General features: G+C 56.7%; 26 protein-coding genes, 2 tRNA genes and 5 pseudogenes. 16 read left to right on the forward strand and 17 right to left on the reverse strand.

What is annotated here, in order from left to right; translation table 11 throughout:
• Positions 1-104 (reverse strand): annotated as a pseudogene (locus CU103_RS32690) (polyphosphate kinase 2); the annotation flags it as partial.
• A gap of 663 nt (positions 105-767) precedes the next feature.
• Between CU103_RS32690 and CU103_RS29700 the strand changes: the two are divergent.
• On the forward strand, positions 768-1136 hold the full coding sequence (locus CU103_RS29700; protein WP_162707345.1) for a DUF1236 domain-containing protein: 369 nt from the start codon (positions 768-770) through the stop codon (positions 1134-1136).
• 100 nt (positions 1137-1236) lie between these two features.
• On the opposite strand, the gene CU103_RS29705 is transcribed toward CU103_RS29700, so the two are convergent.
• Positions 1237-1659 (reverse strand): hypothetical protein, encoded by a 423-nt coding sequence (locus tag CU103_RS29705; protein ID WP_106667641.1) that lies wholly within the window; start codon positions 1657-1659, stop codon positions 1237-1239.
• Between the two features lie 66 nt (positions 1660-1725).
• Entirely contained in the window at positions 1726-2259 is a 534-nt protein-coding gene (locus tag CU103_RS29710) for a thermonuclease family protein (RefSeq protein ID WP_106667642.1), read from the reverse strand.
• 351 nt (positions 2260-2610) lie between these two features.
• Between CU103_RS29710 and CU103_RS29715 the strand changes: the two are divergent.
• A pseudogene (locus CU103_RS29715) lies at positions 2611-2829 on the forward strand (transposase domain-containing protein); the annotation flags it as partial.
• A 48-nt stretch (positions 2830-2877) separates the two neighbouring features.
• On the opposite strand, the gene CU103_RS29720 reads toward CU103_RS29715, so the two are convergent.
• Positions 2878-3882: an NADP-dependent oxidoreductase gene (locus CU103_RS29720; protein ID WP_106667643.1), complete on the reverse strand. Its 1005-nt coding sequence runs from the start codon at positions 3880-3882 to the stop codon at positions 2878-2880.
• A 105-nt stretch (positions 3883-3987) separates the two neighbouring features.
• On the opposite strand from CU103_RS29720, the gene CU103_RS29725 reads away from it, so the two are divergent.
• The gene (locus tag CU103_RS29725; RefSeq protein ID WP_106667644.1) at positions 3988-4884 is read left to right on the forward strand and encodes a LysR family transcriptional regulator; all 897 of its coding nucleotides are present in this window, start codon (positions 3988-3990) and stop codon (positions 4882-4884) included.
• 213 nt (positions 4885-5097) lie between these two features.
• On the opposite strand, the pseudogene CU103_RS29730 reads toward CU103_RS29725, so the two are convergent.
• Positions 5098-5531: pseudogene (locus tag CU103_RS29730) on the reverse strand (helix-turn-helix domain-containing protein); the annotation flags it as partial.
• 287 nt (positions 5532-5818) lie between these two features.
• Between CU103_RS29730 and CU103_RS29735 the strand changes: the two are divergent.
• Complete coding sequence (locus tag CU103_RS29735; RefSeq protein ID WP_106667646.1) at positions 5819-6067, forward strand: hypothetical protein; 249 nt, start codon at positions 5819-5821, stop codon at positions 6065-6067.
• Positions 6068-6177: 110 nt separating this feature from the next.
• Complete coding sequence (locus tag CU103_RS29740) at positions 6178-6960, forward strand: alpha/beta fold hydrolase (protein ID WP_245449073.1); 783 nt, start codon at positions 6178-6180, stop codon at positions 6958-6960.
• A gap of 272 nt (positions 6961-7232) precedes the next feature.
• Here the strand turns inward: CU103_RS29740 and CU103_RS29745 are convergent, their stop codons facing one another.
• Positions 7233-7655, reverse strand: a complete 423-nt coding sequence (locus tag CU103_RS29745; RefSeq protein ID WP_106667647.1) for a hypothetical protein — start codon at positions 7653-7655, stop codon at positions 7233-7235.
• A 587-nt stretch (positions 7656-8242) separates the two neighbouring features.
• Here CU103_RS29745 and CU103_RS29755 point away from each other — a divergent pair.
• Positions 8243-9778: a calcium-binding protein gene (locus CU103_RS29755; RefSeq protein ID WP_106667649.1), complete on the forward strand. Its 1536-nt coding sequence runs from the start codon at positions 8243-8245 to the stop codon at positions 9776-9778.
• Positions 9779-9894: 116 nt separating this feature from the next.
• On the opposite strand, the gene CU103_RS29760 is transcribed toward CU103_RS29755, so the two are convergent.
• On the reverse strand, positions 9895-10452 hold the full coding sequence (locus CU103_RS29760; RefSeq protein ID WP_106667650.1) for a DUF308 domain-containing protein: 558 nt from the start codon (positions 10450-10452) through the stop codon (positions 9895-9897).
• A gap of 139 nt (positions 10453-10591) precedes the next feature.
• Between CU103_RS29760 and CU103_RS29765 the strand changes: the two genes are divergently transcribed.
• A complete protein-coding gene (locus tag CU103_RS29765) occupies positions 10592-11200 on the forward strand; it encodes a TetR/AcrR family transcriptional regulator (RefSeq protein WP_106667651.1) in 609 nt (202 codons plus the stop codon).
• Between the two features lie 170 nt (positions 11201-11370).
• Positions 11371-11444: transfer RNA gene (locus CU103_RS29770), tRNA-Met, on the forward strand.
• Between the two features lie 631 nt (positions 11445-12075).
• On the opposite strand, the gene CU103_RS29775 is transcribed toward CU103_RS29770, so the two are convergent.
• Positions 12076-12420: a GrlR family regulatory protein gene (locus CU103_RS29775; protein ID WP_162707341.1), complete on the reverse strand. Its 345-nt coding sequence runs from the start codon at positions 12418-12420 to the stop codon at positions 12076-12078.
• 169 nt (positions 12421-12589) lie between these two features.
• Positions 12590-12862: a hypothetical protein gene (locus CU103_RS29780; RefSeq protein WP_106667653.1), complete on the reverse strand. Its 273-nt coding sequence runs from the start codon at positions 12860-12862 to the stop codon at positions 12590-12592.
• A gap of 432 nt (positions 12863-13294) precedes the next feature.
• On the opposite strand from CU103_RS29780, the gene CU103_RS31680 reads away from it, so the two are divergent.
• From CU103_RS31680 to CU103_RS29800, 6 genes are all read left to right on the forward strand, one after another.
• Positions 13295-13390: transfer RNA gene (locus CU103_RS31680), tRNA-Ile, on the forward strand.
• Between the two features lie 457 nt (positions 13391-13847).
• The gene (locus tag CU103_RS31855) at positions 13848-14000 is read left to right on the forward strand and encodes a hypothetical protein (RefSeq protein WP_210203857.1); all 153 of its coding nucleotides are present in this window, start codon (positions 13848-13850) and stop codon (positions 13998-14000) included.
• Positions 14001-14160: 160 nt separating this feature from the next.
• On the forward strand, positions 14161-14547 hold the full coding sequence (locus CU103_RS31685; RefSeq protein WP_162707342.1) for a Crp/Fnr family transcriptional regulator: 387 nt from the start codon (positions 14161-14163) through the stop codon (positions 14545-14547).
• Positions 14548-14745: 198 nt separating this feature from the next.
• A complete protein-coding gene (locus CU103_RS29790) occupies positions 14746-14943 on the forward strand; it encodes a transcription termination/antitermination protein NusG (protein WP_106667655.1) in 198 nt (65 codons plus the stop codon).
• An 87-nt stretch (positions 14944-15030) separates the two neighbouring features.
• On the forward strand, positions 15031-15618 hold the full coding sequence (locus CU103_RS29795) for a sulfocyanin-like copper-binding protein (protein WP_245449075.1): 588 nt from the start codon (positions 15031-15033) through the stop codon (positions 15616-15618).
• A gap of 133 nt (positions 15619-15751) precedes the next feature.
• Positions 15752-15931, forward strand: coding sequence for a hypothetical protein (locus CU103_RS29800; RefSeq protein ID WP_106667656.1), 180 nt, complete (start codon positions 15752-15754; stop codon positions 15929-15931).
• 373 nt (positions 15932-16304) lie between these two features.
• On the opposite strand, the gene CU103_RS29805 is transcribed toward CU103_RS29800, so the two are convergent.
• From CU103_RS29805 to CU103_RS29825, 5 genes are all read right to left on the reverse strand, one after another.
• Complete coding sequence (locus CU103_RS29805; protein ID WP_106667657.1) at positions 16305-16937, reverse strand: class I SAM-dependent methyltransferase; 633 nt, start codon at positions 16935-16937, stop codon at positions 16305-16307.
• Between the two features lie 103 nt (positions 16938-17040).
• A complete protein-coding gene (locus CU103_RS29810; protein ID WP_106667658.1) occupies positions 17041-17454 on the reverse strand; it encodes a nuclear transport factor 2 family protein in 414 nt (137 codons plus the stop codon).
• 79 nt (positions 17455-17533) lie between these two features.
• On the reverse strand, positions 17534-18136 hold the full coding sequence (locus tag CU103_RS29815; protein WP_106667659.1) for an NADPH-dependent F420 reductase: 603 nt from the start codon (positions 18134-18136) through the stop codon (positions 17534-17536).
• A 31-nt stretch (positions 18137-18167) separates the two neighbouring features.
• Positions 18168-18920, reverse strand: coding sequence for an SDR family NAD(P)-dependent oxidoreductase (locus CU103_RS29820; protein ID WP_106667660.1), 753 nt, complete (start codon positions 18918-18920; stop codon positions 18168-18170).
• A 50-nt stretch (positions 18921-18970) separates the two neighbouring features.
• On the reverse strand, positions 18971-19705 hold the full coding sequence (locus tag CU103_RS29825; RefSeq protein ID WP_106667675.1) for an SDR family NAD(P)-dependent oxidoreductase: 735 nt from the start codon (positions 19703-19705) through the stop codon (positions 18971-18973).
• A 227-nt stretch (positions 19706-19932) separates the two neighbouring features.
• Here CU103_RS29825 and CU103_RS29830 point away from each other — a divergent pair, with 227 nt between their 5' ends.
• Together CU103_RS29830 and CU103_RS31690 are read left to right on the forward strand one after the other, a co-directional pair.
• A complete protein-coding gene (locus CU103_RS29830; protein ID WP_106667661.1) occupies positions 19933-20829 on the forward strand; it encodes a LysR family transcriptional regulator in 897 nt (298 codons plus the stop codon).
• 295 nt (positions 20830-21124) lie between these two features.
• Positions 21125-21319 (forward strand): annotated as a pseudogene (locus CU103_RS31690) (Stf0 family sulfotransferase); the annotation flags it as partial.
• Here the strand turns inward: CU103_RS31690 and CU103_RS32955 are convergent.
• The 3 genes and pseudogenes from CU103_RS32955 to CU103_RS29845 form a co-directional block, all read right to left on the reverse strand.
• Positions 21290-21364: pseudogene (locus tag CU103_RS32955) on the reverse strand (DUF2092 domain-containing protein); the annotation flags it as partial. The pseudogenes CU103_RS31690 and CU103_RS32955 sit on opposite strands and share 30 nt — an antisense overlap.
• A 391-nt stretch (positions 21365-21755) precedes the next feature.
• Positions 21756-22091 (reverse strand): hypothetical protein, encoded by a 336-nt coding sequence (locus CU103_RS29840; RefSeq protein WP_106667662.1) that lies wholly within the window; start codon positions 22089-22091, stop codon positions 21756-21758.
• Between the two features lie 148 nt (positions 22092-22239).
• Positions 22240-24402, reverse strand: a complete 2163-nt coding sequence (locus CU103_RS29845; protein WP_106667663.1) for a mechanosensitive ion channel family protein — start codon at positions 24400-24402, stop codon at positions 22240-22242.
• Positions 24403-24502 lie beyond the last annotated feature (100 nt).

The following is a 24502-nucleotide window of genomic DNA, read 5'->3' on the forward strand; positions in this document are numbered from 1 at the left end:
AGCGCCGGTTCGGAAAGTTCGAGTTCGTAGTCCTCGTCGAGCGTATCGGCGAGCTCTGCTTCCAGCCAATCCGTATTTTCGCCCTTGTCCTTCGAATAAGTCATCGCACCACTCCAAATCTGGCCAAACTGTTGCGCCCGTTTTATCCCTTTATGCCAGGATCGCGTGACGGCAATCTAAAGTTTCGTCGCGATCAAAACCGTGCCGTCGATCCAGCGGCTCGAATTCAGACTCGGCCTGTAGTTTAGTCCTGAAGCCTGTGGCGGCCAAAACGGGCGCGATTTACCGTTTCGACTCGTGATCGTGACAGAAACATTGCGGATATGTGACGACCGTCGTGTTAAACGGCTCGACCCGCAAGCAGAATTTATTGAAAGTTAAGAAGCGCGGCCAGCCATAGGTGGTCGTCGCGCCAGCCGCGCCCGACACAGACGAGCAAGGGGTTGTCATCCGTGTCGACGCGAAGCCTAAACACTGTGGCGATCGTTTGATATCACCCGCACGGGTTAAATAAGGGGTAAAAGAACCGTTTAGCAACGTTTGTATCGGCAGCATGAGATGCTTGCCCTTTCAAACTCGGCAAATGACTTTTACCTTGCCACCGCCGTCCAAGCAGCACCTTGCAATGGGCGATGATCGTGAGTCGTGCGCCACTCCTAGGCCCAGCGCGAGGGTCCACCTTTTCCTGATAACAACCAAAAATCGGAACAACGTCAGGATCGATGAGTTTAAAACGCGTGAAGGGACATTCAACGGGAAGATGTTCGATGAAGAGCATTATCCTCAAAAGCGTCCTCGTCCTTTGCGTTGCAACAGGAGCATTCGCGCAAACGGAAATCATCAAGAAAAATCCGGAACAGCAAACTGAAAGTCAACAAAGCGAAAACGTCATTGCGAAACAGAAGACTGAAATCCGGCAGGTAATCATCGAAACGAAGGCTGAGCCTGTCCGCGAAATTAATTTCGAAGTCAAGGTCGGCATGACTGTGCCGAATACTGTTAAACGACTGCCGCTCCCGCCAGGTATCGTGAAGATCGTTCCGAGGTATGCGGATTACGAGTATTTCGTGCCCGCCGACGGCCGCATTGTCATCGTAGATCCTAACTCGCTGGAGATCGTTCTCGTGATCGAGTAGTAGATGCCGAGTGGCCATCCCTTCCGATCGGCGGCCGCAGCAGAAATAGTCGTTGGCGAGACAACGAGAAGCTGCGTGGGAATGTCCTGACATGCAAAGGTCATGCGATCCTTTTCGGCCGGATCATCCTGTCGCTCGAGTACACGCCAATAAAGTAGAAAACGTAAGCGGCGAGGGCACCTACTGCCCCCAGGTAGATGTTGAAGGGGATCGAGACCCCAAAGAACAGCAAGGAACCAACCGTGCCTGTGATCGCACCCAACGTTGCGTAAGGGCCGGGAGGATTGTTGGGACGCCTGGATCCGATGACTGTAATGATGATGGCCGGCACCAGCGCAATTGCTCCGATGAGTTCGGACACAAAAATAATGAACCGAATGTGACGGTTGTCCGGGCTATCGACAATGAACTGCAGGCTGTTGATAAAGAAGAGAGAGAACCCAACACCGGCGACCAGTGATGCTAACACGAAACCGGCCAGGAAAAAGGCAAGACGTCCAACCAAACTGGCGACCAGAAGCATGAAATGTTTACTTTCATTTAGGGACATTGGTAACGGTACCGAGGTGGTTGTTGACCAGGTTGAAGGCTAGCACCAAGGCTGGCGCCTACCAGTCCACCGCCGGGCCAGATTGCGCTCGACAAGAGTCTCTCCAACGTCCTTGCCATTGACTGAGACAAGGGCGAGCGTCCGTCCATACTGGTCGATCATGCGCCTGGTTTTGGGATCGCCGCGCGCAATCCGTATTTCCTTGCCATCGAGCAATCGTTTCAGCGCGGCTTTGGCTTCGAGGCCGCGAGCAAGTTCGCTTTCACATCTGGCATTGCTGATTTCGGGCGTGTCGATGTTCGCGAGGCGGATCTTCTCCCGGTTGAGCCAGATCGTGTCACCGTCGATTACATAGAGCTGTTGGCCATTGGCCAGACTTGCGTGTGCGCTTTCCATTGGTTCCGGGAAAACAGCAAAATAGAAATAGCACATCGCCAAACCCAGAACGGGCAGTGCCCAGCGTTGTACGTGCCGGCCCCACGATCGGTGCCAGCGGAATCGCCGCCGCTGCTTTCCGGGACCCTCGGGAGGCCTGGTCCATTCGCTTGAGACTACCTTCAGCTTATCACTCATTCCCGTGCCCTATTGTCCGGGCTTCATATTGACACCTGTTCAATAAAATATGGATTGAGCGAAATGCTAAGATTTGAAATTAATAGAGGTTCCGATTCATGCGGCTTACTGACTGCTCCAACCCAACCAATAACGAGCGGCGCATAGAGGTAATGAGGTAATCGCGCATGATGAGCAGCGGCCCAATCAATGACTGAGCTTTACCACGTTGGACAATGTCCGGGTTGCCGCCAAGGATGGTTAATTCTGCAGCGCAATCTCTCTAATCAGGGCATTTACGCTCATTGCGAAGAGTGCGAATTGGGTTTCATTTCGCCAGGTGATCTCGTGCCACCATTGAATGGTTTTCTAACCATCCGGCCTATCGCCCTCAATCGGAAGAACGCACTCTTTGCCGGGCATCACGCCGGAGCCGAGAACTGGGCGACCATTGCTTCGCTGATCGAGACTTGCAAACTCAATGCTATTGATCCGCAGGCCTACCTGACAGCCACGCTTAACGCCATCGTCAACGGCCACAAGCAGAGCCGGATCGATGAACTGCTGCCCTGGAATTATCCGCTTGAGTAACACGTGCACAATCGTAGGGCCCAAGCGGACAAACTTTCGTTCAGAGCATCATAGCTTGACCAGTTGCTTGCCGAAGTTCTCTCCCTTCAACATCCGAACGAAAGCGTGGGGCACGGTCTCAACCCCTTCCGCAACATCTTCCCGTGTCTGAAGCAGTCCCTGTTTGTACCATGACTGCAGATCGGCAATCCCGATTTCGTATTCTCCCTCGTGGTCGTCGAGCAAGAACCCTTCAATCCGCGCACGGGTGATCAGCGTCCTTCTGAGATGCCTGACACCGATATCGGGCTGGTCAAATCGGTCGGCCAAGGCAATAGTCCCGACGACCACCACCCTGCCAAAGGTGTTGAGGTTTAGCATGGCTGCATCGTGAATCGGCCCGGCGGTATTGTCGATAAAGACATCGACGCCTTCGGGGCATGCGGTGGCGACATCTGCCACGAGATCAGCCGAGCTTCGATGGTTGACGCCGGTCCGATATCCAAGCTCCCTGCACCATTCCAGCTTCTCGTCTGAGCCCGCAACAGCGACTGGGTCGAACCCTTTGATCCGCGCGATCTGTCCCGCAATCTGTCCCACCGCTCCTGAGGCGGCCGAGATCAACACCGTTTCCCCCACCTTCGGAGTCGCGGTTTTGAGGAGGGCAAAGTAGGCGGTGAGACCGGGCATGCCGAGATAGCTCAGCGCGGACTGAATCGGAGCGTCCGTAATTGTCACTGATTTGGCTGACGCGGCCGGGATAACGCTAAACGGCTGCCAACCAAAATGATCGCTCATGACGACGTCGCCTGGCTTGAACTCTGGAGACTCAGATGTAATTACCTCGCCAATTCCGCCGCCGCACATCAGATCGCCAATTTTAAAACCAGTAGCATAATTCTTCGCGGGGCTGATCCGACCGCGCATATAGGGGTCGACGGAGAGCCACAAAGTTTTCACCAGCAACTCACCATCCGCAGGCTGGGGAATTGGGCGGTCCTCCAAGGCCCAGTTCTCGACGGAAGGCATTGCGGGAGGGTAGCTCCGAAGTATCCAGCTAGGATTCGTGGGCATGTCCATCTCCCAATTGAGCGTTCGCCGTATTGATGCATGAATCCGATTTCCGTGTTAATGGTCGCTCGATGAGAGACATTATTTTGAATTTCGGAAGAATGGCGGATGGATATGATCGAGGCCATGAAGGTGGCCGTGGCAGTCGCCAGGCATAACAGCTTCTCTTCTGCGAGCCGGGATTTGCGCCTTTCCGCTGCCTCGGTAAGCCGCATTGTGGCAGACCTTGAGGCCGATCTCGGCGTACGTCTCTTCAACCGCACCACCAGGCAGATCAATCTGACGGATGCCGGGATGGAGTTCGTTCAAAAGAGCACCTGCCTCCTGGAGGAGCTTGATCTGATGCGGAGTGCGGTACGCGAACGCCACGACACCCCCCGCGGCCAGCTCCACGTCTCCTGCGTAACGGCCTTTGGCAATGAGTGCCTGGCACCAGCGGTTCCTGAGTTCCTGCGACGGTTCCCGCAGCTCGATGTCTCTATCGACCTTGGCAATCGGCTGGTCGATCTCATAGGAGAGCACTTCGATGTCGCCATCCGGGTAGGACCGTTGAACGATTCATCCCTGATCGCACAGAGGATTTTCACGCAGAGGATCGTGTTTGTCGCTACGCCCCAGTTTTGCGAGCAATATGGGACACCCAAGACCTTAGATGAGATCAGAGCTTGCCCATCCGTTACTCAGGTCAGCGGGAATTGGGGGCGCGTACATAGGTTTTCGCATGGAGGAAAGGTCATTGACTTCGAAGTGCCGCAGCATCTGACAATGAACTCAGCGCGAGCGGTGAGAAACGCCTGCCTTACGGGCGGGGGCTATTCCCTCTTGGGCGATTTCATGGTCGCCCAGGATATAGCGGAGAACCGCCTCGTGCGGCTGCTGCCGGACTATGAACCCATCGAGCAACCGATCTTTGCGTTCTACGCTCAGCGACGGCATACCCCACGTAAAATCAGGGTGTTTATTGACTATTTGGCGGAGGTGTTCAGCGGCAAGAATACCACGTGAGACCTCATGACATCTCCTGTCGGGGACAGAATCGCCGCCCCCAGCAGGCTACTTTTCTCCGCACCACATTCAGGATTCTTGTTTAGGTGCCGATGGCACACCGCTTACGCAAAAATCATCGTTCGAATAGTGGAGGTCCCAGCATGAAGATTGATTTAGGCGAAGTGCTTGATCCATTTCGCAGGCACGTCATCGACATCAATGATGCGCTTGCTTCCCGGGATCGAGGTCGAGTTGGCCGTCGAACCAGTCCTGACGCTGCTTCAACAGGCCCGGCCGCTCCTGCTCCAATGCATGTGCGGTCTTTTTTTGTACGTGAAGCCGCGCCCGCGCAGCCAATTGTTCAGCGCGCTCCGGCCAATCCGCACGCCGTGCTCGTCCACCAGGCGCGTGACCATCTCGTTGAGCGTAATATCCTTTCGCTTCTCGATCATGCCAACTATGAAACCTTCATGGGCATCCAGGCTTGAGCCGCGCCGCCGTCCCGTCGCACGCGCTTCCAACTCGCCCTCTCTTGCTCGCGCGATCCAGCGGATCGCCGTCGAAGCCGCCACACCGAACCGGGCCGCCGCACGGCGCGCCGACAAGCCCTCGCTCGATGCCTTCAAAACGCGAACCCGTAGATCGCCGCTCAATGCCCGTCCCATCAAATGCCTCCATCATTGGAGACCTTGAATCAGACAAACATCATGCTGTCACTTCACAATCGATTCATCGATCAATGGATATGCTTGTCTTATGACTGTCCGCGCTTCTTGTGAGAGAAAGAAGCGCCGGAGAGGGCTGCCACCTCGTCCGGCGATGGGGGATGGATCGTGGATGTGCAGGCCGTCTGAAGGGCCGAGCTAGAGTGTGATCGCCCCCATCTTTTCCAATCGTCCTGAACGGATACCCAGGGTCTCGCCCTGGATGACAAGCATAGGAGGCGGAAAAGATGCATCAGGATACTATCGGCGCCGACATTTCGAAAGACCATATCGATCTTCATCGCCTACCAGGTGGCGAGAGGCTGCGGATTCCCAATGACCGCAAAGGTTTTGTTGCAATCCTCAAATGGATCGGCGGTTTGCCCATTGACCGTATCGTCTACGAGCCAACGGGCGCTTATCACAAAGCGTTCGAGCGCTTCATGATCGCCCAGGGCCTGCCGGTCGGCGTCACGCCCCCGTCGACAGATGCTTAAAGGGCATAGACCGTCATACGGTTACAGCTTCGGGCGATCCTTGCTATTGTTCCCCCACCGAATGCCGTGGCTACGAATTTATCTCAGTAGAAATTGAGAAAGGAAACGTCATGAAATCAATGACCCGCCGTATGTTCACCGGATCCCTTGCGTCGCTTGCCGCCATCAGCCTCCTTTCAAAGGTCGTGCTGGCAAAAGATATAGTCAAGGCAACAAACGTCGTACTTGTCCACGGCCTGTTCGCTGACGGTTCATGCTGGTCCGACGTAATTGGACGCCTTCAGGCGACTGGGTTAAACGTGACCTCGGTACAGAACCCGCTGACGACGCTTCCGGAAGCCGCCGCCGCCGCCAAACGCGTTCTTGACCGCCAGGACGGGCCAACGGTTCTTGTCGGGCATTCTTTCTCCGGGATGATCGTCACAGAAGTTGGAGTGCATCCGAACGTCTCCTCGCTTGTCTACATTGCCGCCCGCGCTCCGGATGCCGGAGAAGATTACACCGCCTTGGCCAAGACCTATCCCACACCTCCAGCTACCGCCGGCATTGTATTCGACGGCGATGAGGGTCGACTGACCGAGCAGGCCTTCCTTCATGACTTCGCGGGCGACGTGGCTGAGAAGCAAGCCAAAATTCTCTATGCCGTACAGGCACCTTTCAACAAGGCTTTGCTGGCTGGCAAGACGACACAAGCCGCCTGGCGATCAAAGCCGAGCTTTTACGCGGTCTCCAAGAACGATCGCACCATCGATCCTGACCTTGAACGCTTCATGGCAAAACGCATGGGCGCTAAAACGATTGAGCTGGAGTCCAGCCACGTGTCGATGATCTCGCAACCAGAGGCCGTGGCGGCGCTCATCCTCGAGGCGGCGGGCATGGACACGAAAGGTTGAGAGGACCCTTTTTGCTATGTTCGGCGGTATCGTCGATGCTGTCACAAATGCCGGTCGCGTGATTGCACTTATTGATCTCTTCGGGCGTATGACGCCGGTTTTATTCGAGGCGCGACAGCTCAGCCCAGCGGCATAGACCGACTTAATTGCCGCTTCGCGGCCACTTTCGGACGTTTGCTAGCCGGTTATGCAGCGTCCATAGAACTCGCCGCCGCCGCCCCGGCTCCCTTTTTAGGGCTGCTCCTGGCCGCACTTCGACGCTTCACGCGTCCTCATGCAGGCATCAAATCGATGACCCGCATGATCGCGACCGCGCTGCTCGTGTTCTGGGTGCCTTCTGTCGTATCGGCTTTAGCGCAGGTCCAAACCTCGCCTTTCTTGACTGTGAACTTTTTCTCGTTCTGAACGACCGACAGTTCTCCCTCAGTCATGTGGCAGAGCATATCGTTTTTCATCACGTTGTCCGGCGTCTTCGCCCCGGGTTGGATCACGACATCGCGCAACTTGACCATTGCATACGCTTTTATGTTTGATGCCCGCTCGCCCAGCGCTACTTCTCTGACACCGGGTGCAAGCTCCTTGCCCTCATCGGGACCGTAAGTCTGTGCGGCTGCTGGGGTCGCCCAGACTATCAGAGGCGTTGCAGCCATGGTAAGACCGAGTGCGAGTGTGGATCTACGATTGACGGATTCCATTGCTTCCTCCCTAGCCAAATCGTTGGAAATTAGGGTCAACCCACAAGTATTGGGCCGATGCAGTCAAGAGTCAACGAGCCATACGTGGTCGCGGTCGCCACATTCGGCGGTGTTGTCTATGAAGTTACAAACGTCGGCAGAGTGATCGCGCTTATTGATATTCTTCGGACGCATGCGCCAGTTGAATTCGAGGCGAGACAGCCCGACTCTGCGGCTCATGCCGGATTGTGGCAGCGATCTATTTCGCCGAAGTTGTGATGTAGTTGATGATACATTTGTGGTGATAGTTCACGGGCAAATGGAGTAACAGCGCAGGGCTTCACTTCAGAAATAAAGTTCCGAGTCACTTTGACACTGTACAAAGATCGAAGTTAGAGCGGATCATTTTTTGTCACCTGCGGGATGTTAAAGCCTTCTTAGCGGAGACATAGCTCTGTATTATATCCAAATTGGTATATTATTTTAAATTTTGAAGTATAATTTAATTACATGAATTTGATTGTAATGATGAGTTACATAATTATACTTGTGCTAAATGTTAAACTGCTTATGGCCTGCTTTTAAAAATATGTGGGAGGATGAATGCAATGGCAACGATAGTCGGTACCGGTGCTAACGATAGCCTGTTTGGGACGAATGAAAAAGACGGTATCTGGGCTCTCGGCGGTAACGATCGTCTGGATGGCGGCGCGGGAAGCGATTTCCTTTATGGCGGCACAAGCAATGATACTCTAACGAGTTCCGACGATTTCGACCGCCTTGATGGCGGCGATGGCGACGACCGGCTCGTGCTCAACGGCGTGGGAGGGGCTGTGACAGGTGGTGCCGGTGTCGATACGCTCGTTATCGACTTTTCCGGCAGCCCCGAGGCAGTCACGTTCAATGGCCTTAACAGCCATCACATTATCGGCGGCTACTGGAATCAATGGGATCCCGCCAATCATATTTACTTCCGTGACATCGAGCGGCTCGAGCTGACAACCGGTAACGGCAACGACTTTATCAGGGGTGGCACTGGTGACGACATAATCTCGACAGGAGGTGGTGCCGATAGGATAGGTCAGGGCTATTCAGAGGAGCCGGGGGATTCCGCCGGCGGCGACACAATTGACGCTGGCGCAGGTGATGACACCATAGAGGATTATTTCGGAGCCAATCACCTTTTTGGAGGCGCCGGCGACGACAGTATTAATACGACACTCGCGTCCGCTGCGCTTGATGGTGGTGCTGACAATGACATTCTGGTGCTTCAGGATTTTACGCGGACCGACGCTGTCACGGTCGATTTCGCGCAGGGTATTGCCTCGACAGGGACCATTTTCCGCAATTTCGAGTTCTCTACCGTTCAGACGGGCCAGGGCAACGACACCATAGTAGGAGGCGACCATATCCGGCTCAATGCCAATATGCATGGAGGTGATGATCGCTTCGGGGGAGCCGCCCTGGACGAGTCTGCCAATGGCGGTGGGGGCAATGACTTCCTCTTCGGCGGTGGCGGTAGAGATGATCTCTCCGGCAGTATTGGGGATGATCATCTTGATGGTGGTGCTGGTGACGACGGTCTGTATGGCGAAGATGGCAACGACGTTCTACTCGGCGGTGATGGCAATGATTTGATCTGGGGCGGCTCTGGTGATGATCACATCGAAGGGGGAGCTGGAAATGATCGAATGTTCGCGAGGGCTGGGCCCCTTGGGGGAACTGCAGGTAACGATGTACTGCTCGGCGGTGAGGGCGACGATTGGCTTGCTGGTGGCGAGGGTGTTGATCAAATCGATACATTGAGCGGTGGTTCCGGTGCGGACAGACTGGAGGGCCAACTCGGTGCAGACATTCTGGAAGGCGGGAGCGACGCGGACACCTTCGTCTGGAAAGAAGCCACGGCACGCCTGAATGGCGGCATAGACCACATCACCGACTTTGATACTGCTGGCGGCGACGTGATCGAACTGATTGGATTTGCTTCAAGCAGCACTGGTATTCACGATTTCAACAGCTTTCTCGCGGCGTCCCACGATACAGCGGAAGGTGTCTATGTCAGTTTTGATGGCGGCACCAATGGTATCCTCATCGAAGGCATTTCGATTGCCGATCTGTCGGCCGACGACGTTGCCTTCACCTAATGCCTGCTGCTGAGCCTTGTACTTCGTCGCTCATGCTGCGGCGAAGAATGAGCGATGCTTGGCCCCTTCGACGGCGGCAAATGACTTTTACCTTGCCACCGCCGTCCAGGCAGCACCTACGCCTCGGCTTTGCGATAGGCTGCGACGACAAGCCAAATTGCGGAAAGCAGGAAGTAGAACGCGCCGAACCCAGCATAAGGGGCGATGTCCAGAATCGTCGGCGCCACTATTCCCAAGGATCGGCTGATCATGAAGCCGCCGGCGAGGGCCGATTGTCCACCACTCAGGATCATCGCCCATTGCGCGCCATAGTCACGCCAACGCCTTACTCCCGTGTTCAGTTGCAGCAGACCCGAGAAGATCGCCCAAACGCCAAACACGGCCAGAACGGCATATGTGCTGTTGCTGACCGCCACGATGACGGCGAGTGTCGCCATCATGCTGACTATGGCATTCAATGCTTGGGACGGATTGGCTTTCAGGCCACCATTTACCCGGGCGTCAACCAGATTGGCAAAGGCGTCCCATGCCGGGTAGATCACGAGCAGAAACGCGGCAGAACGGGGTTGGCCGCTGAAGAGAATGGCGGCAGCAACCCAGGCGATAGAGAATATGGCGCGTGCGAAATAATAGGATCGCAGCCAGCTGGACTGGATCGAAATTTGGATTTGCATCGGCAGGTTTCCTTGTTGTGAGCTACCTACCAGTAGGAAGGTGCACTCCTTGAGTCAACCCGGTCCTCGAACACCTCATTGTGAACAGCAGGAGCGATGTGCACCTTGACATTTTGCCTACTAGAAGGTAGGTCGCGATATGAAATCAATGACTTCGACTTCGGAAAAAATTCTCGACATCGCACAGTCTCTTATCGTCGCGGGAGGCTATAACGGGTTCAGCTATGCCGATATCTCGGCTGCGATCGGCATTAGGAGGGCGAGCATCCACCATCACTTCCCGACGAAGGCCGAGCTGGTCTCGGTGTTGGTGGATCGCTACAGGCGGCAGGCAGAAGCGGGTTTAAAATCTCTCGGGGAGCAGGTCTCAAGTCCTGCCGAACAACTGCAGTCCTACCTGAACTACTGGCAGACATGCATTCGCGATGCCTCGCCGCCCTTCTGCGTCTGTGCGATGCTCGCTGGCGAGACGCAGATGCTGCCGGAAGAGGTCGCATCACAGGTTCGTGCCCATTTCCATAGTCTCGCGAGTTGGCTTACGTCGGTGCTGAGCGCTGGAGCAGAGCAGGGCTTGTTCCGTTTGAACAAGCGGCCCGAGGAGGAGGCCCAAATGTTGATGGCATCGGTTCACGGGGCAATGCTCTCTGCGAGGGCTTTCGGCGACCCCGGACTGTTCACGAAAATCGTCAACCCTCAGATCACCAAGCTACTCTCACCGGATTGTTTGAGGACTGCTCAATCTAGGTAATTATACCCAGTATTTGAAAATAATCCTTTTACCGCAAAAGCAAATTAGATATACGCGACAGGTGATTTGCAGCTGACTGGCGGACCGAGGGACAGGGAACACTCGCCGGGCGCATGGGAAGAGCTTCACGGCTTCCCGTCATGGAAATCTATTCTCGATATTTAGTGTCATGCGAAGTGGAGAAGTGGTCATCTCGTCTGGCTCATAACCAGAAGATCGTCGGTTCGGCTCCGGCCTACCGCAGCCGATTATGAGGGCAGAAAGTAAATGCTCGCCAAGAAAAGTACAAAAAGGGCCATCGCAAAAACAATTATTTCAAGTATCCAAGCTCCGTTTTTAGTCATTGCCTTTTCTTGTTTTTATTGGCTCATCGCAAACCGTATAGTCTACCTCCCTTTGCTCAAGCGCACCTAAATTCTTCGCGAGCGCCTGAATAGCTTGCCTCCACATCTAGCATCATCGGGTGGTCCACGGCCGGCATGGGAAGAGCTTCACGGCTTCCCGTCATGGAAATCTATTCTCGAATACACCGAGCGGGAGAGGGGAGATCGGCGGTTCGAATCCCTGTCGCAACCGGTTGAGCACATGATTTTGGCCGTCGGGATCTATTGGTTGTTGGGTTGAAAGAGCCACAACCACGCTATTAGCGCGGTCATCAGGATGACGGCGTACACAACCAGATTTCTTCTCTCAAAGTTTTTTCCCAGTTTGCCCACGGCAAACGAAACAAACGACCGCATTTCTGCAATTCAGCCAAACGACGTAGCGCCGGATGCCCATTCCGCGCCCGAAGGCGAAGAGATCAACTGAACTGACGCGCGTTTATCGCTGCCATCGGCCTGACTGTGTCTGCAGGTGGAAGCCGCAGCGAATGGCTATTCGTGCAGGAACTGTAACTTGATCTTGATACCAGTTCCTGAAGCTTCCTTGGATCGGCCTCCCAGCAGGATATCGTCCCCGTCGATTTCACCTTCCATATCAAGGGCATTCTTGCCGCGTCCCAATACGGTTTCCACTCCCTCGATGGGCATCCCTTTGTACGGAAAAGCTTTTACCCGGGCTGTGACTCGGTTCCCGGAAACTGAATAGGTACCTACGTAGTAGATCAAGGTATCTCCGCCATATACGCGACCATCGCGCAGAACTACTAATCCAATCCCCTCCATGGTGAGGGTATTGAATTCCGCTCTGTATATGCCTTCGCGAAATTGCTTAGCCATTTGATCCTCCATTCTTCAAACGATCAATCGCTACCCCAGCTATAACGCACGAGGAGCAGATCATCGGATGGTTCGGCCATGTGCCATGGCGGATGCCAGCGGACCGCCGCAGTTCCGCGGTCAGCGAAGTTTAACAGCCACCCCGCAGGAGCCTATATCGGCGGAACCACTACCCCTTTGATTCGACGAGGATCACCAGAGACTCCGGCACCACCCCGTCGAAGGCCATCGCATCGGCGGCCGCCTTGCTCTGCATCGCCGCCTGCAAGGCATCAATATCCGGAACGTCCATCATCACCGCCACGCGAGTCGGATCTTTAGGATCAACAAACGTTCGGATGTTGGTCACCCCGAGCGGACCGAAAAGCTCCTTGCGCTTCGGTGAGGTGAGCCAGTGGTTCGCGTCCTTTGTGATGTTGTGATGGCCAATAATCGTTGGCATAGCACCCTCCCTGCGACGACGCTGACGGCCGGATCAAGGGCCGCGCTCCATATCGCAAGGCTACTGTGCGCTGTTTTTGCTGGGCTGTAAATTGTGGCGGTCAGGGCGCGGGGACGGTTGAGCAAGGGGCGCAGACAGATGATGAAGATCGCCTTGTCGTCACTGAGCACTGCCGTGCGGGAACGCCGGCTGATAGCCGGAAGGACCCTTGCAGCAGTTGCTCAGGACTGGGGTGACCGAAACAGGTCAAGGATTGCCGTATGGCTGCTCAGAAGAAGGGCGGGCAGAGATGGGCTAATAGGGGTCGGCGGGAGGCAAACTGGAAATGATGATCACCGCGCCGGAGGCCGTCAATCGGTTCGAACTCGGCAAGTAGTACTTCATTTAAATCGGCCGGATAAAAATGCCGCGCCTTTATTTGCAAGTTCGAGGCGACGGCAAAGCTTAGAGCAAGCCGGGAAGTGGTCATCTTTCTCGTCTGGCTAATAACCAGCAGATCGTCGGTTCGAATCCGACCTGCCGCAACCAATCTCTGACGGGTGTTGCGCTCCTTGTGCGCAAGGAGCGCAACAATGCAAAACGCGATGGCACCAGCAATACAGGTTAGCAGCCAACTTGGCGAAGGTCTTCAACAAGGACCTTCAATTTCTGTTCCGGGTCAGCCTATTTTACGCGCCGGAATTTGACGACCTGATCCCGCGACTGCATAGCAAGTTTCTTTAAGCGTGTTTCTTCGTCGAATTGATATCGACGCGCACCTCGCCAGTTGGCCTGATAGTCTTCTTGTTCCATTGCCGCAGGATAGCCAAGGCTGTCTAAGCTCAGGTTTATTTGACCACTAAAATCTTACTGGCTCTTACTGTACCCCCTTCGAATCTAGGTAGTTATCCCTAGGTGATAGCGGCCCGCGGCTTAAGACTCCACATCGGGCACGGTGCATAGTACCGTCAACTCATCCTGCTAAACCTCATTCTCAAGGAAATGCATGGCGATCTCCGGACCTGAACCGTTAAACAAGCTCCTGAGAAACCTGCGCGCGAAAGATTTCGATCTTCTCGCGCCTCATCTGAAGAAACGCGAGTTCCATTTAGGATATGAGATTGAAAGCCCCAACGTGTCGATTGCGGAAGTGGTTTGATCGAGACGGGTTTGGTATCCGTGATTGCAGGAAGAACTCCGGGACCGCAGGTCCAGATCACAATTGCCGGTGTCGAAGGCATGACCGGGACGAGTGTTGTACTTGGCGCGTCGCAAACGTCTCTCACAACCTCCGTGGTGATGCCGCAACCGGCCTTACGATGCCTTCCAGCGCATTGCGCGACGCTCTGTTGCGCAGCGAGACACTGCGCGGCTACCTGTTGCTGTATGTGCAGGCATTCCATGCGCAGGCTGCATCAGCGGGGTTGGCCAGCCAATATCAAGTCGGAGCCAGACTCGCCCGCCAATTGCTGATGATCCATGACCGTATCGATGGGCAACTTGGTCTGACGCATGAAACGCTTTCCGCCACGCTTGGAACAAGAAGGCCATATCTCACCGAAACGCTAAACAGGTTTGAAGAAACCAGACTCATCAGCACAAGGCGGGGCGCGATCTCGATTCTTAGCAGGGCTGGGTTGATTAAACTCGCTGATGGTTCGTATGGAAGTGCCGAGTTAGAGTACAGAAGATTGCTTCTGAAATGAGCGCTCGCTTGCGGCACATCGAGGTTTATGACGTAATCGCGCATGATGATCAGCGGCCCAATCAATGACTGAGCTTTACCACGTCGGACAATGCCCGAGTTGCCGCCAAGGATGGCTAATTCTGCAACGCAATCTCGCAAATCAGGACATTTATGCTCATTGCGAAGAGTGCGAATTGGGCTTCATCACGCCAGAGGGATGTTTGTCACCTTTCGTGGTGTCGTCGATGCGGTTACAAATGCCGGCCGCGTAATTGCGCTCATTGATGTCCTCGGACGTATGACGCCAGTTGAATTCGAGAAGAGACAACTCACCCCTCCGACGCACGAGCGGCTCAATTTCCGCTTCGTGCCCACAAGCGGCAACGGGGGGCTGCTGGTGTGGAAATCACTTTGAGAGTATTTTCTTCATTAAAGGCTAGGCCTAGTTGACTTCGGTTGCGGTCGCTTACGCGCCATGCCGCGGGAGGAGCCTGTGATTGCGATGGCGCGCTTTGCCCACCTTACCCTTCTTGCCTTCGCCTTGGGATTGTTGCCCGGAATTGCACTGGCTGGAGAGCCTTTCGTCCCCAGTTGGATCAAGAACGATCCCACAGCCAAGACAGTGGCTATAGAGATTGTTGCCGATTGGAACCAGGTCGAGCGGTACCGCAGGGATAATATCCGGACCGACATAATCGACTTCAACGGCTACTGGGGCGGCAATCTTATGATCATGGTGCCAGCAAAATGGTCGGTACAGATCGAGTTCATCAATGGCTCCTCGTCTTTCCGGCACAGCCTCATGGTGACCAGGGTCTATGCTCAGTCAGAGATGCCAGTGAAGTTGACGGCCAAAGATGCGATCTTTGGCGCGTACACCGATCCGCCAGAGGGAATCAAAACCAATGAGCGGAGACAACTCAACTTTGTTGCGCAGCCGGCCGGGAACTATTTCCTCGCCTGCGCCAGGCAAACGCATTTGATGGACGGACACTGGATCGGTTTCGAGGTGAGAGACAAGCTCGAGCAGGCGGTGGCAATCGTCCATGAAAACAAGTTTCCGCAGGAGCAGCCCCCAGGACGTCCATAGGTGTGCGCGAGCCCGCCTGCGCGTCACGGCGTCGTCTTGGCGATCAATGCAATCCATGGCGGCTACAATCTATTTCCGAATGTACAGGCAAAGCAGAACTAAAAATCATCGTTCGAATAGTGGAGATCCCAGGATGAAGATTGATTTAGGCGAAGTGCTTGATCCATTTCGCAGGCACGTCATCGACATCAAAGATGCGCTTGCTCATGCCCGTTATCGCTACGATGGGCTCGACTTGATCTTGGAGACGGTCTCGGACTCCAAGGTTCGCGGTGCCTCACAGGAGATTTCGCCGTGGCGGGTGAAAAGATGAATGTCGTCGACGATATGCTAGACGAACTCTATCGGCAGCTATCTGACGTCGATCGTATGCTGGAAGGTTACGCGTCAAAACGAGAGTGACAGCGGGCGAAGGCCCGTTCGTGCCGCGATTGTCGATGCAGTTACAACTGCAGGCCGCGTAATCGCGCTCATTAATATCCTCGGACGCATGACGCCAGTTGAATTCGAGCCGAGACAGCTCACCCCCCGCGGCATGGACTGCCTTGATTTCCGCTTCGCGCCCTGAAGCTTGACCTTTGCAGCTCTCCAGCGAGTTCCGAAAGCTGACGTTGCTGCAGACTGGCGCAGTTGAGCAGTATCCTGGCATCCTTGGGAGGTCGACTTGAGGTTGGCGCCGGCCTCTGTCAGGGCTTCACGAACCGATATGCGAAGCGATCGGTCTCGCTCTTGATCAAGGGATCGAAGACCTTGATCGCGTGTGGATCGTTCCCGTTAGCGAGCAGGGTACTTTCCGCATCCAGTACGAAGCCGGCAGCCTCCACCTCCTCGCGTACGGAGGCAGGGTCGATGCGATGCAATGACTGGGCATCACCTGTGCCGGCTCCGGCGGCGGCGGCGTGATCGACAATGACGTAGAACCCACCGGGCTTCAGCCGCTCGTAGACAGCTCGATTGAAGTTAGCCGCCGTCGCGCCCCTTGCCTGCATCAGCGCGGTGTGGAGATCGTGGTAGAACAGGTGCAGCCACAGGACATCCGCTGGCTGCGTGATCTCCGGCATTGCCACGAGGTCCGCTGAGACGGCTTCGACGTTTTCCCGGCCTGGCTCTTGCGCGATAGTTCGCAGGAGGCCGACCGGATCGTTCTTGAAGTGCGCGACTTCGGCCGGCACGAAGCTGGTGACTCGACCTTCGGGTCCAACGACGTCGGAGAACAGGCGCGTCCAGTCGCCGGCGCCTGGATAAACGTCGATGACGGTGGCACCCGCATCAATGCGTGCGAACCGGATCAACTCGGATAGTTTGGATTGGTCGTACATCGGAATCTCCTTTACGGTTGGGTATTCGACGAGCGCGCGGCACGCGAGACGGCGATCCGCTCATTCACCTTCGGCGAAAGCCGATGGTTGCAGAAGGCCTGCGCTATACGGGCCCGGACGCGTCCATCTGCGCGGCGCGTGCCAACGCTTGCGTGTCTATGTATTCCTGGATGCTGGTCAGTCTGCCGTCCCGGACCGTGATGGCGAAGATCCAGTCGTCCTCGAACGGCTTGTTCGTGGCTTTGACCTTCCCGCTGGCGAAGCCGACGATGAGAACCCGGTCTCCTTGTGCGACAAACTCCCGGGGTTCCGTGGAGGTTTCCATCGACCTGGACGCCGTATCCAGCAAATCTGCTAGTCCCGCGTGCCCCCGGTAGGTGCCGGCCAGCGGCCAGTCCTCGCCCGGAATGATCCACTTGATGTCTTCGGCAACCAGCGCCAACAGAGCCTGTCTGTCGCCGCGGCCTATCGCGGCGAAGAAGTCCTTCGCGGTCTGGATGTTTTTTTCAATACTCATGGGAATATCTCCATTTCGCTGTGATCGGATCGCGTTCGATCCGATCCGTACATCGTGGTCCTGTCGGTGGGGCCTCGTTTTATCCGTCGAACTTGACCAAATCCTTGAAGATCAGATGACCCCAGCTCTTTCCGCGCGCCTGGACCAGCAGCCCGCCTTCCGATAGCCCGCCAAGCTTGATCGGCGCGAAGCCCAGATTTTCCGCGAGCGTACCAATCTCCGCCGCAGCGTCGTCATCGTCGCTCGCCAGGAACACGACTCTCCTGCCGCCATGCACGGCCGGATCTTGGCCAAGGGTGGCAGCGAGCAGATGGTTGAAGCCCTTGACCAGCCTTGCGCCAGAAAAAACCTGCGCGACGGCCTGGGAAGACGGCTGTCCTCCCAGTTGCTCAGGGGGCACGCCGTAGGCATTGGTCACATCGACGATGGTCTTCCCCTGCCAGGTGGGGAGCACCTTTGCGACATCTGGATGCGACTCGAAACGGACTGCCAAGAAGATGATATCCGCCTTGACGGCTTCCGCTAGTGTTCTAGCAATGACCTTGGGCCCGATCGCGGCCGCATCAGCTGCAAAGCTTTCCGGGTCCCGCGTGGTTGCAACAGATACTTCGATGCCCTTGCGTGAAAAGGCCTTGGCCAGAGCTCGGCCGATATTGCCGAAGCCGATGATTGAGTAGCTCATAATGCTTCTCCGATCCTGTGTTAAGGTTGGGTCAGACCTGCGCCCAACCACCATCGACGGCGAGATCTATACCGGTGATGTAGGAGCTTTCATCGGAGGCAAGGAACGTGAGCGCAGCCGCGATTTCCTCTGGCTTGCCCCTGCGACCCATTGGGATCTGTGCAGCAAACTGGGCCACCGCCTCCTCGGCTTGCTCAGCGGTGAGGCCGGTCGTTGTCGCCAAGGCGGGAGTCTCGATCGCGCCGGGGCTCATCGTATTGACGCGGATATTGCGGTCCTTCAGCTCTTGGGTCCAAGACCGCGAGAAGCTGCGAACAGCCGCCTTGCTAGCTGCGTAGGCGCTGAACGCTGGCAGCCCCATCACATTCGCGACCGAAGAGTTCAGAATGATCGATCCGCCGTCTTTGAAGATGGGAAGGGCCTTCTGCACCGTAAAGAACAGGCCCTTCACGTTAACATCGAAGGTCTGGTCAAAATGGGCCTCAGTAGCTGCCGCGAGCGGCGCGACTGTACCTGCGCCCGCGTTTGCGAAGAGAATGTCGATGTGACCATGTTTCTCCTTCACGGTGGCGTAGAGCCGGTCCAGATCTTCCAAGCGCGAGACGTCGCCCACGACTGTTGTCACGTTTTTCCCGATAAGCGCCGCGGCCTCTTGTAAGGCTTTCTCGCGTCGCCCAATGATCACGACCTTCGCACCTTCTTCCACGAAACGCTTGACTGTGGCCAAGCCGATCCCGCTGCTTCCGCCCGTGATGACTGCGATTTTACCTTCGAGTGCTTTCATAATCTTTTGTCCTACGTTGTGTGTGAGTTAGGCACGGAACCGCGCCGGGGTCAGAGTTGAGCAAGGCCGCCGTCGACGGCGACTTCGCTGGCGGTCATGAAGCTGCTGTCGTCCGACGCGAGGAAGGCGGCCGCGGCCGCGATCTCCGCCGGAGCGGCCATGCGCTGGAGCGGGGTCATCGCGCCGTAGGCCTTTTGGCCCTCCTCTCCGAGCGCTTCCTTCGCGAGTTCGGTCGCCGTCGCGCCGGGCGACAGCACGTTGACCCGGATACCGGTACCCTTCAGATCCTCCGCCCAGGTCCGTGCGAGATTGCGCACGGCTGCCTTGCTGGCGCTGTAGGCAGTGAATTCCGGGGCGCCGGTGGTCCCGGCGCTCGATCCCGTCAGGATGATCGAACCGCCCGGGCCCATCAGTGGTAGCGCCTTCTGGACCGTGAAGATCGTGCCCTTCACGTTGGTGTCGAAAGTGTCGTCGATGTGCTTGGCGGTGATCTGGCCGAGAGGAAGCGGACTTCCGGCCCCGGCATTGGCGAAGACGATGTCGAGGCTTCCGCGCTCGGCTTTCACCGCCGCGTAGAGCCGATCCAGATCGGCCTCATCCGAGACCGAGCCCTTCACCGCGCGGGCGTTGGGTCCAAGCTCGGCCACAGCCGCATCGAGTGCTTGCTGCCGACGGCCGTAGATGAAGACGAAGGCACCCTCCTCGATGAAGCGCCTTGCAGCGGCGAGGCCGATACCGGTGGCGCCGCCCGTGATCACGGCGGTCTTTCCATTCAATCTGATCATGTCATTCATTCCTTGTGTCGCGTCTCGGGTCGTCGCTTTTGCGGAGACATCCTCCGACAGCCTCGATATGGGGTCGCCGGCGCCAAGCGGTGAGTGCGCAATCGCGCGTGTCCGTGGTGCGAAAACGATCCACTTACGTGATCGAACGCAGCGACGGCCATGCGCAATCCGGCCCAGTAGGGTAGACTGGTCTTTGGAAGCCGCCCCATGCGGCGCGGGAATGGACCATGATCGACTGGGATGACGTTCGCTACTTTCTTGCCGCCGCACGTGGCGGCTCAGTGCGGGCTGCCGCCAAGAGCCTGGGAGTCAACCACTCGACCGTGCTGCGACGCATTGCTCAGCTCGAGGAGCACCTCGGGGCGCAGATGTTCGAAAAGCTGCCTTCGGGCTACCGCCTGACGGCCGCGGGCGAGGAGGTTCTCGAGTTCGCGAATCAGATGGAAGCCTCGTCGCACCAACTGGAGACGCGCGTCTTCGGGCGCGATCAGAGCGTACGCGGGCTTCTACGGGTGACGCTGCCCCCGTTCCTTGCGACACACCTGCTCATGCCGGATATCGCAGATTTTGCGCGTCTGCATCCGGACATCGAGATGGAGATCGTATCGACCGGCGAGGTCGTGAATCTGACCAACCGGGAGGCGGATGTGGCAATCCGGATGGTCTCCGATCGCAAGACCCTGCCGCTCAATCTTCATGGCCTGAAAGGTCCGGATCTGCTCGCGGGTGTTTATATGTCCCGCGATAGACTGGCCGCGTGGCGTGCGGGTGCGCCGGATCCAATCCGGCCCATCGTCATCGGCGGTCAGGCTGTTCCGAACTGGGTCGACCAAGGGGAGTTTCTCGCCACAGGGGTTCCGTTCAGGACGCCGGACGCCGACGCGCAGATCGCTGCGGTAAGGCAAGGGATCGGCATGACCAAACTGCCCTGTTTCGTCGGAGATGCCGATCACTTGCTGGCGAGAATTCCGGGCATCGATCTGAAATCACCTGCGACGATCTGGCTTCTCACGCAGGGGGAGACACGCAAGACGAAGCGCGTGCGGCTTTTCACAGAGTTCATATCCCACCGACTCGCCGCGTACGCTCCGCTCCTCGCGGGGCGGTCCATATCGCGCGGCTGACGTCCCGTGCCAAACGCCAAAAATGGGCTGGGGAAATTGCTGTTGGAGATGGCATTCCCAAGGGGACAGGCCGCGGAGTGGCCGCTCTCCGTGAAATCGAAACGCATAGTGGACGGTCCGCTCCCGGCCCCAAATGGGTCATGCTGCCAAGTCGAGCCGACGTCCGCATGTGGCGCGAAGGAGACCCCATCCTATATCAGGATTTACCTGAAGCCGATATTCGTTTGCGCAACGTCATAGTACGTTCATTTGCCGCCGATAGGCCCATACCCATGTATAGGAACGGGGATCGGGTATGTTGCCAGTCAAATCATACGTCATATGCGGGACACCAAGAAGCGGCAGCACGCTCCTGTGCGACCTCTTGGAGAGCACAGCAATTGCAGGCCGGCCCGCCTCGTACTTTCGAAGCGTTGCCGAGAAGCGTCAGGGTCTTTCCGTCAAATGTCATCTCGACGTTGGCAAATCCGCCCGAGCGCTTCGCGCGGATCTTGTCCGGCCTGCCCATTTCCATAGCACCGGAACTGGCCAGCATGATTTCTGGTGCTCTTGGGTGACGACCTCAAGATTGGTGGTCTTTTGCGGAATTATGTAGCAAAGACTGGTTTTTGCTACATAATTCCGGTCTTTTGCGCCGCCAGGTAGTCGGACATCGCCTTGAGGATTGTTTTGGCTTCGGCCTCACCGGCCGATGCGCCTGTTGGTGTTCCAGACGCGATAATCAGAGCCAACGCTGCTGATGAACGTGTGGCTGCGGTGGATTGTATCGCTTTTCGGGCTATTGTTTTTCATCGAAATACGCCTTCCTTTGGTATCGCGTTCGCCGGATATCGGTCCGATCCCAACGCAGTCACAGGATCGTTTCAGCTGGCGCAACCCACATCAGCAAATGCAGCCGCTGGCATCGCATTGTGAACGTCTGAGCTTCAGTCGCCATCGTCTCGATCATCATCATCGTCATCATCGAATCGCGAAGGATCGACGACTGGGAGCAGGAAGATACGCCAGTCCTCGTGACCACCAGGTTCGCCCGACTGGCCAGCAGTCGCGCGGCTAGCTTGCCAGGCCTCGGCCTCCTTCGGGAGGGGTCCGCGCAAAGTGATTTCCGAGACACCATCCCAGAGGGAACGGCCTTGGTTTTGGAAGACATGCAGGTCCCGCCGCAACCCCTTGTCCGACAGACGCGCCTTGGCATCATCTTCAGTTACCGCGTCAAAAGCGACAATTCCTCGTCCTGAAATCTCGGCCACGTATACGGTCATTTTTCGATCCTCTCAGAGCTTGGGTTGATGGGCTCCCGATGGCTGAAAAGGTGCGGTGCATGTGCGCTGGTGCTGGTCGCTGTCACTAACCCGACAGCACTTTTTGGTCTGGGTCAGAAGACTTGTTTCTGGCAGTGGCGCCGTCAGCTCAGCTTTCACCCTCCACCAATTTCAATTTTGCTTCAGTGGCCTTCTTGCGTGCGATCGTTTCGCCCGCAGCGGCCACTGCAGCTCCCGAATGCTCCTCGCCAGCGACCTGCACCGTCGGTGAGGCAAATCCGATACCGTTCTCCGCGAACGCTTCGCGTATCATCGCGTAAGCACGTCGCCGGATGGTGGATTGGTGGCCGGGTTTCGTCATCATGGCGAAGCTCAGCTTGATGCCATAATCGCCGAACTCCTCCACGCCCTTCATTTTTACCGTTTCGATGATTTGCGGGCCGAGTTCTTCATCTTCGAGCAGCGCTGCACCGACGCCCTTCACCAGCTTTTTGACTTTGGCGATGTCCGCGTCGTAGCTGACAGAGATGAAAAATTTGTCGATGGCCCAATCGCGGCTCATGTTCTGCACCGCGCCCAATAACCCGAAGGGAACGGTGAAAACCGGGCCTCGATGGTGGCGCAGTTTGACGGAGCGGATGCTGAAGGATTCGACAGTGCCCTTGTAGCTGCCGCTCTGGATATATTCCCCCACCCGAAACGCATCATCTGTCATATAGAACACCCCGCTGATGATGTCCCTGACCAGCGCCTGCGAGCCGAAGCCGATAGCAACGCCGAATATTCCGGCGCCGGCAATCAATGGACCGATCGCCACGCCAAGCCCGGACAAGACCATCATGACGGCGATGGCGGCGATCAGCACGGCCAGGAAATTGCGCAGGATCGGCAGCAGGGTCATCAGCCGTCCGCTGCGGGCCAGCGCAGCTTCATCGCCGCCTTCGATGCGGGCGCGCTCGATGCGCTGATTGATGATGCCCTTGACCATATGCCAGATCAGGTCGGCGGCGAGCAGGACCACCACGCCGCCCAATACGCCGCGGATCATCCGGCTGGCAGCCTCGTCCTCCACCAATCCGCTTGCACGAAATCGCACGACGGCTGCGAGCCAGGTGACAGCAAGTGCGATGACAATCACCCTGGCGCCCCGCTCTATGAGAACCTCAAAGATCGGGTTCCTGGCCTTTGCCGTATCGTCAGGCCCCGAGAAGAACGATTTCACGATCGTGCTGGTCGTTTTCAGAATCGGTGGCAGGATGAGTACATATATGCCGACCCACAAAGCCAGGCTCATGCCGGCAACCCACAATAGCCATAGCAGGCACAGATAGAATGTGAGCAGCCACTCCTTGACGCGGTAGGCTCTTGAAGCAATAGGGGCTTCCGGGCGGTTCCAAACGGTTTCGAGTGCAACCGCCAGCAGACCAAGACCGATGAAGTAGACGATCAGGCTCTTGACGTTGGGTGTGAAATTGAGTGCGGTCATCACTCTGGCGGCCGCCCATCCCGTAAAGAAGATGCCTGTGAACAAGGCAACGCGCCGATACCAGAAGCCGGCCATCACATCATCCATCGGAATGAGACGCATTTTGCCGTGCTCACCTGCAGGTGATTGCCCGCGATGAAATCCCAGGAGAATGGCGGTCAACCGCGTGATCACGCGCCAGGCAATCAGGCCGACGAGCATGGGAAGGACAAGCATGGCCAGCAGCGGGGGCCAGGTGAAAGCAAGAAACGCACCGATGCTGGCCAAAGCAAAGACCACCAAGGGTGCGATGGCTGCGAAGATCGACCGGCCGATCACGTGATGCCGTGCGGGCGTGCCTCCCTCGACCGCATCGGGTGTAACGTTCCGCCGTATCGCCTGGCTGACCAGTCGCCGGAAGACAAATTCGGCGCCGAAGCCGAGGGCCGCAAATGCGCCGAACAGGAGCAGGATTGCTCCCGGACCTCTCCCGTTGATCTCGGTCATTATCGTGGAGCTTGCCCCCGAAAACTCGGCAGGAATTGCCGGAACGGCTTGCCCCAGTCCCCGCAAATGCGCTCGAACGGCGTTCGACCAAAGCATAATCTCATCCGCTGCAGGCGCGGCCGGAGTCTCCGCCGCCTGCGGCGCACCCTTTGCGGTGATCCAGGCTTTGACATCCGGATCGTCCAGGAGTTTGATCAGTTCCTCAACCTTGGCTGGAGGGGGCGGCGCAGCTACGCTCTGCGCTTGCGAAGGCGTGAGAGACGCGTACAATAAAGCGAGGCTCAACGCCAGCAGGACGCTTACCTTGGCGGTCAAGTCCCGGATTGCAGCAATGTGCATTCAAAACCCCCGACATGCAGTTTCAACAATATACACTCAAGAAGTCGGCCTGTCTCATTTACAATGGGTGCGGGGAGCCTTCCGCCAAAGGCGTTCGCTT

It is taken from the genome of Phyllobacterium sophorae (assembly GCF_003010965.1).
GTDB lineage: Bacteria > Pseudomonadota > Alphaproteobacteria > Rhizobiales > Rhizobiaceae > Phyllobacterium > Phyllobacterium sophorae.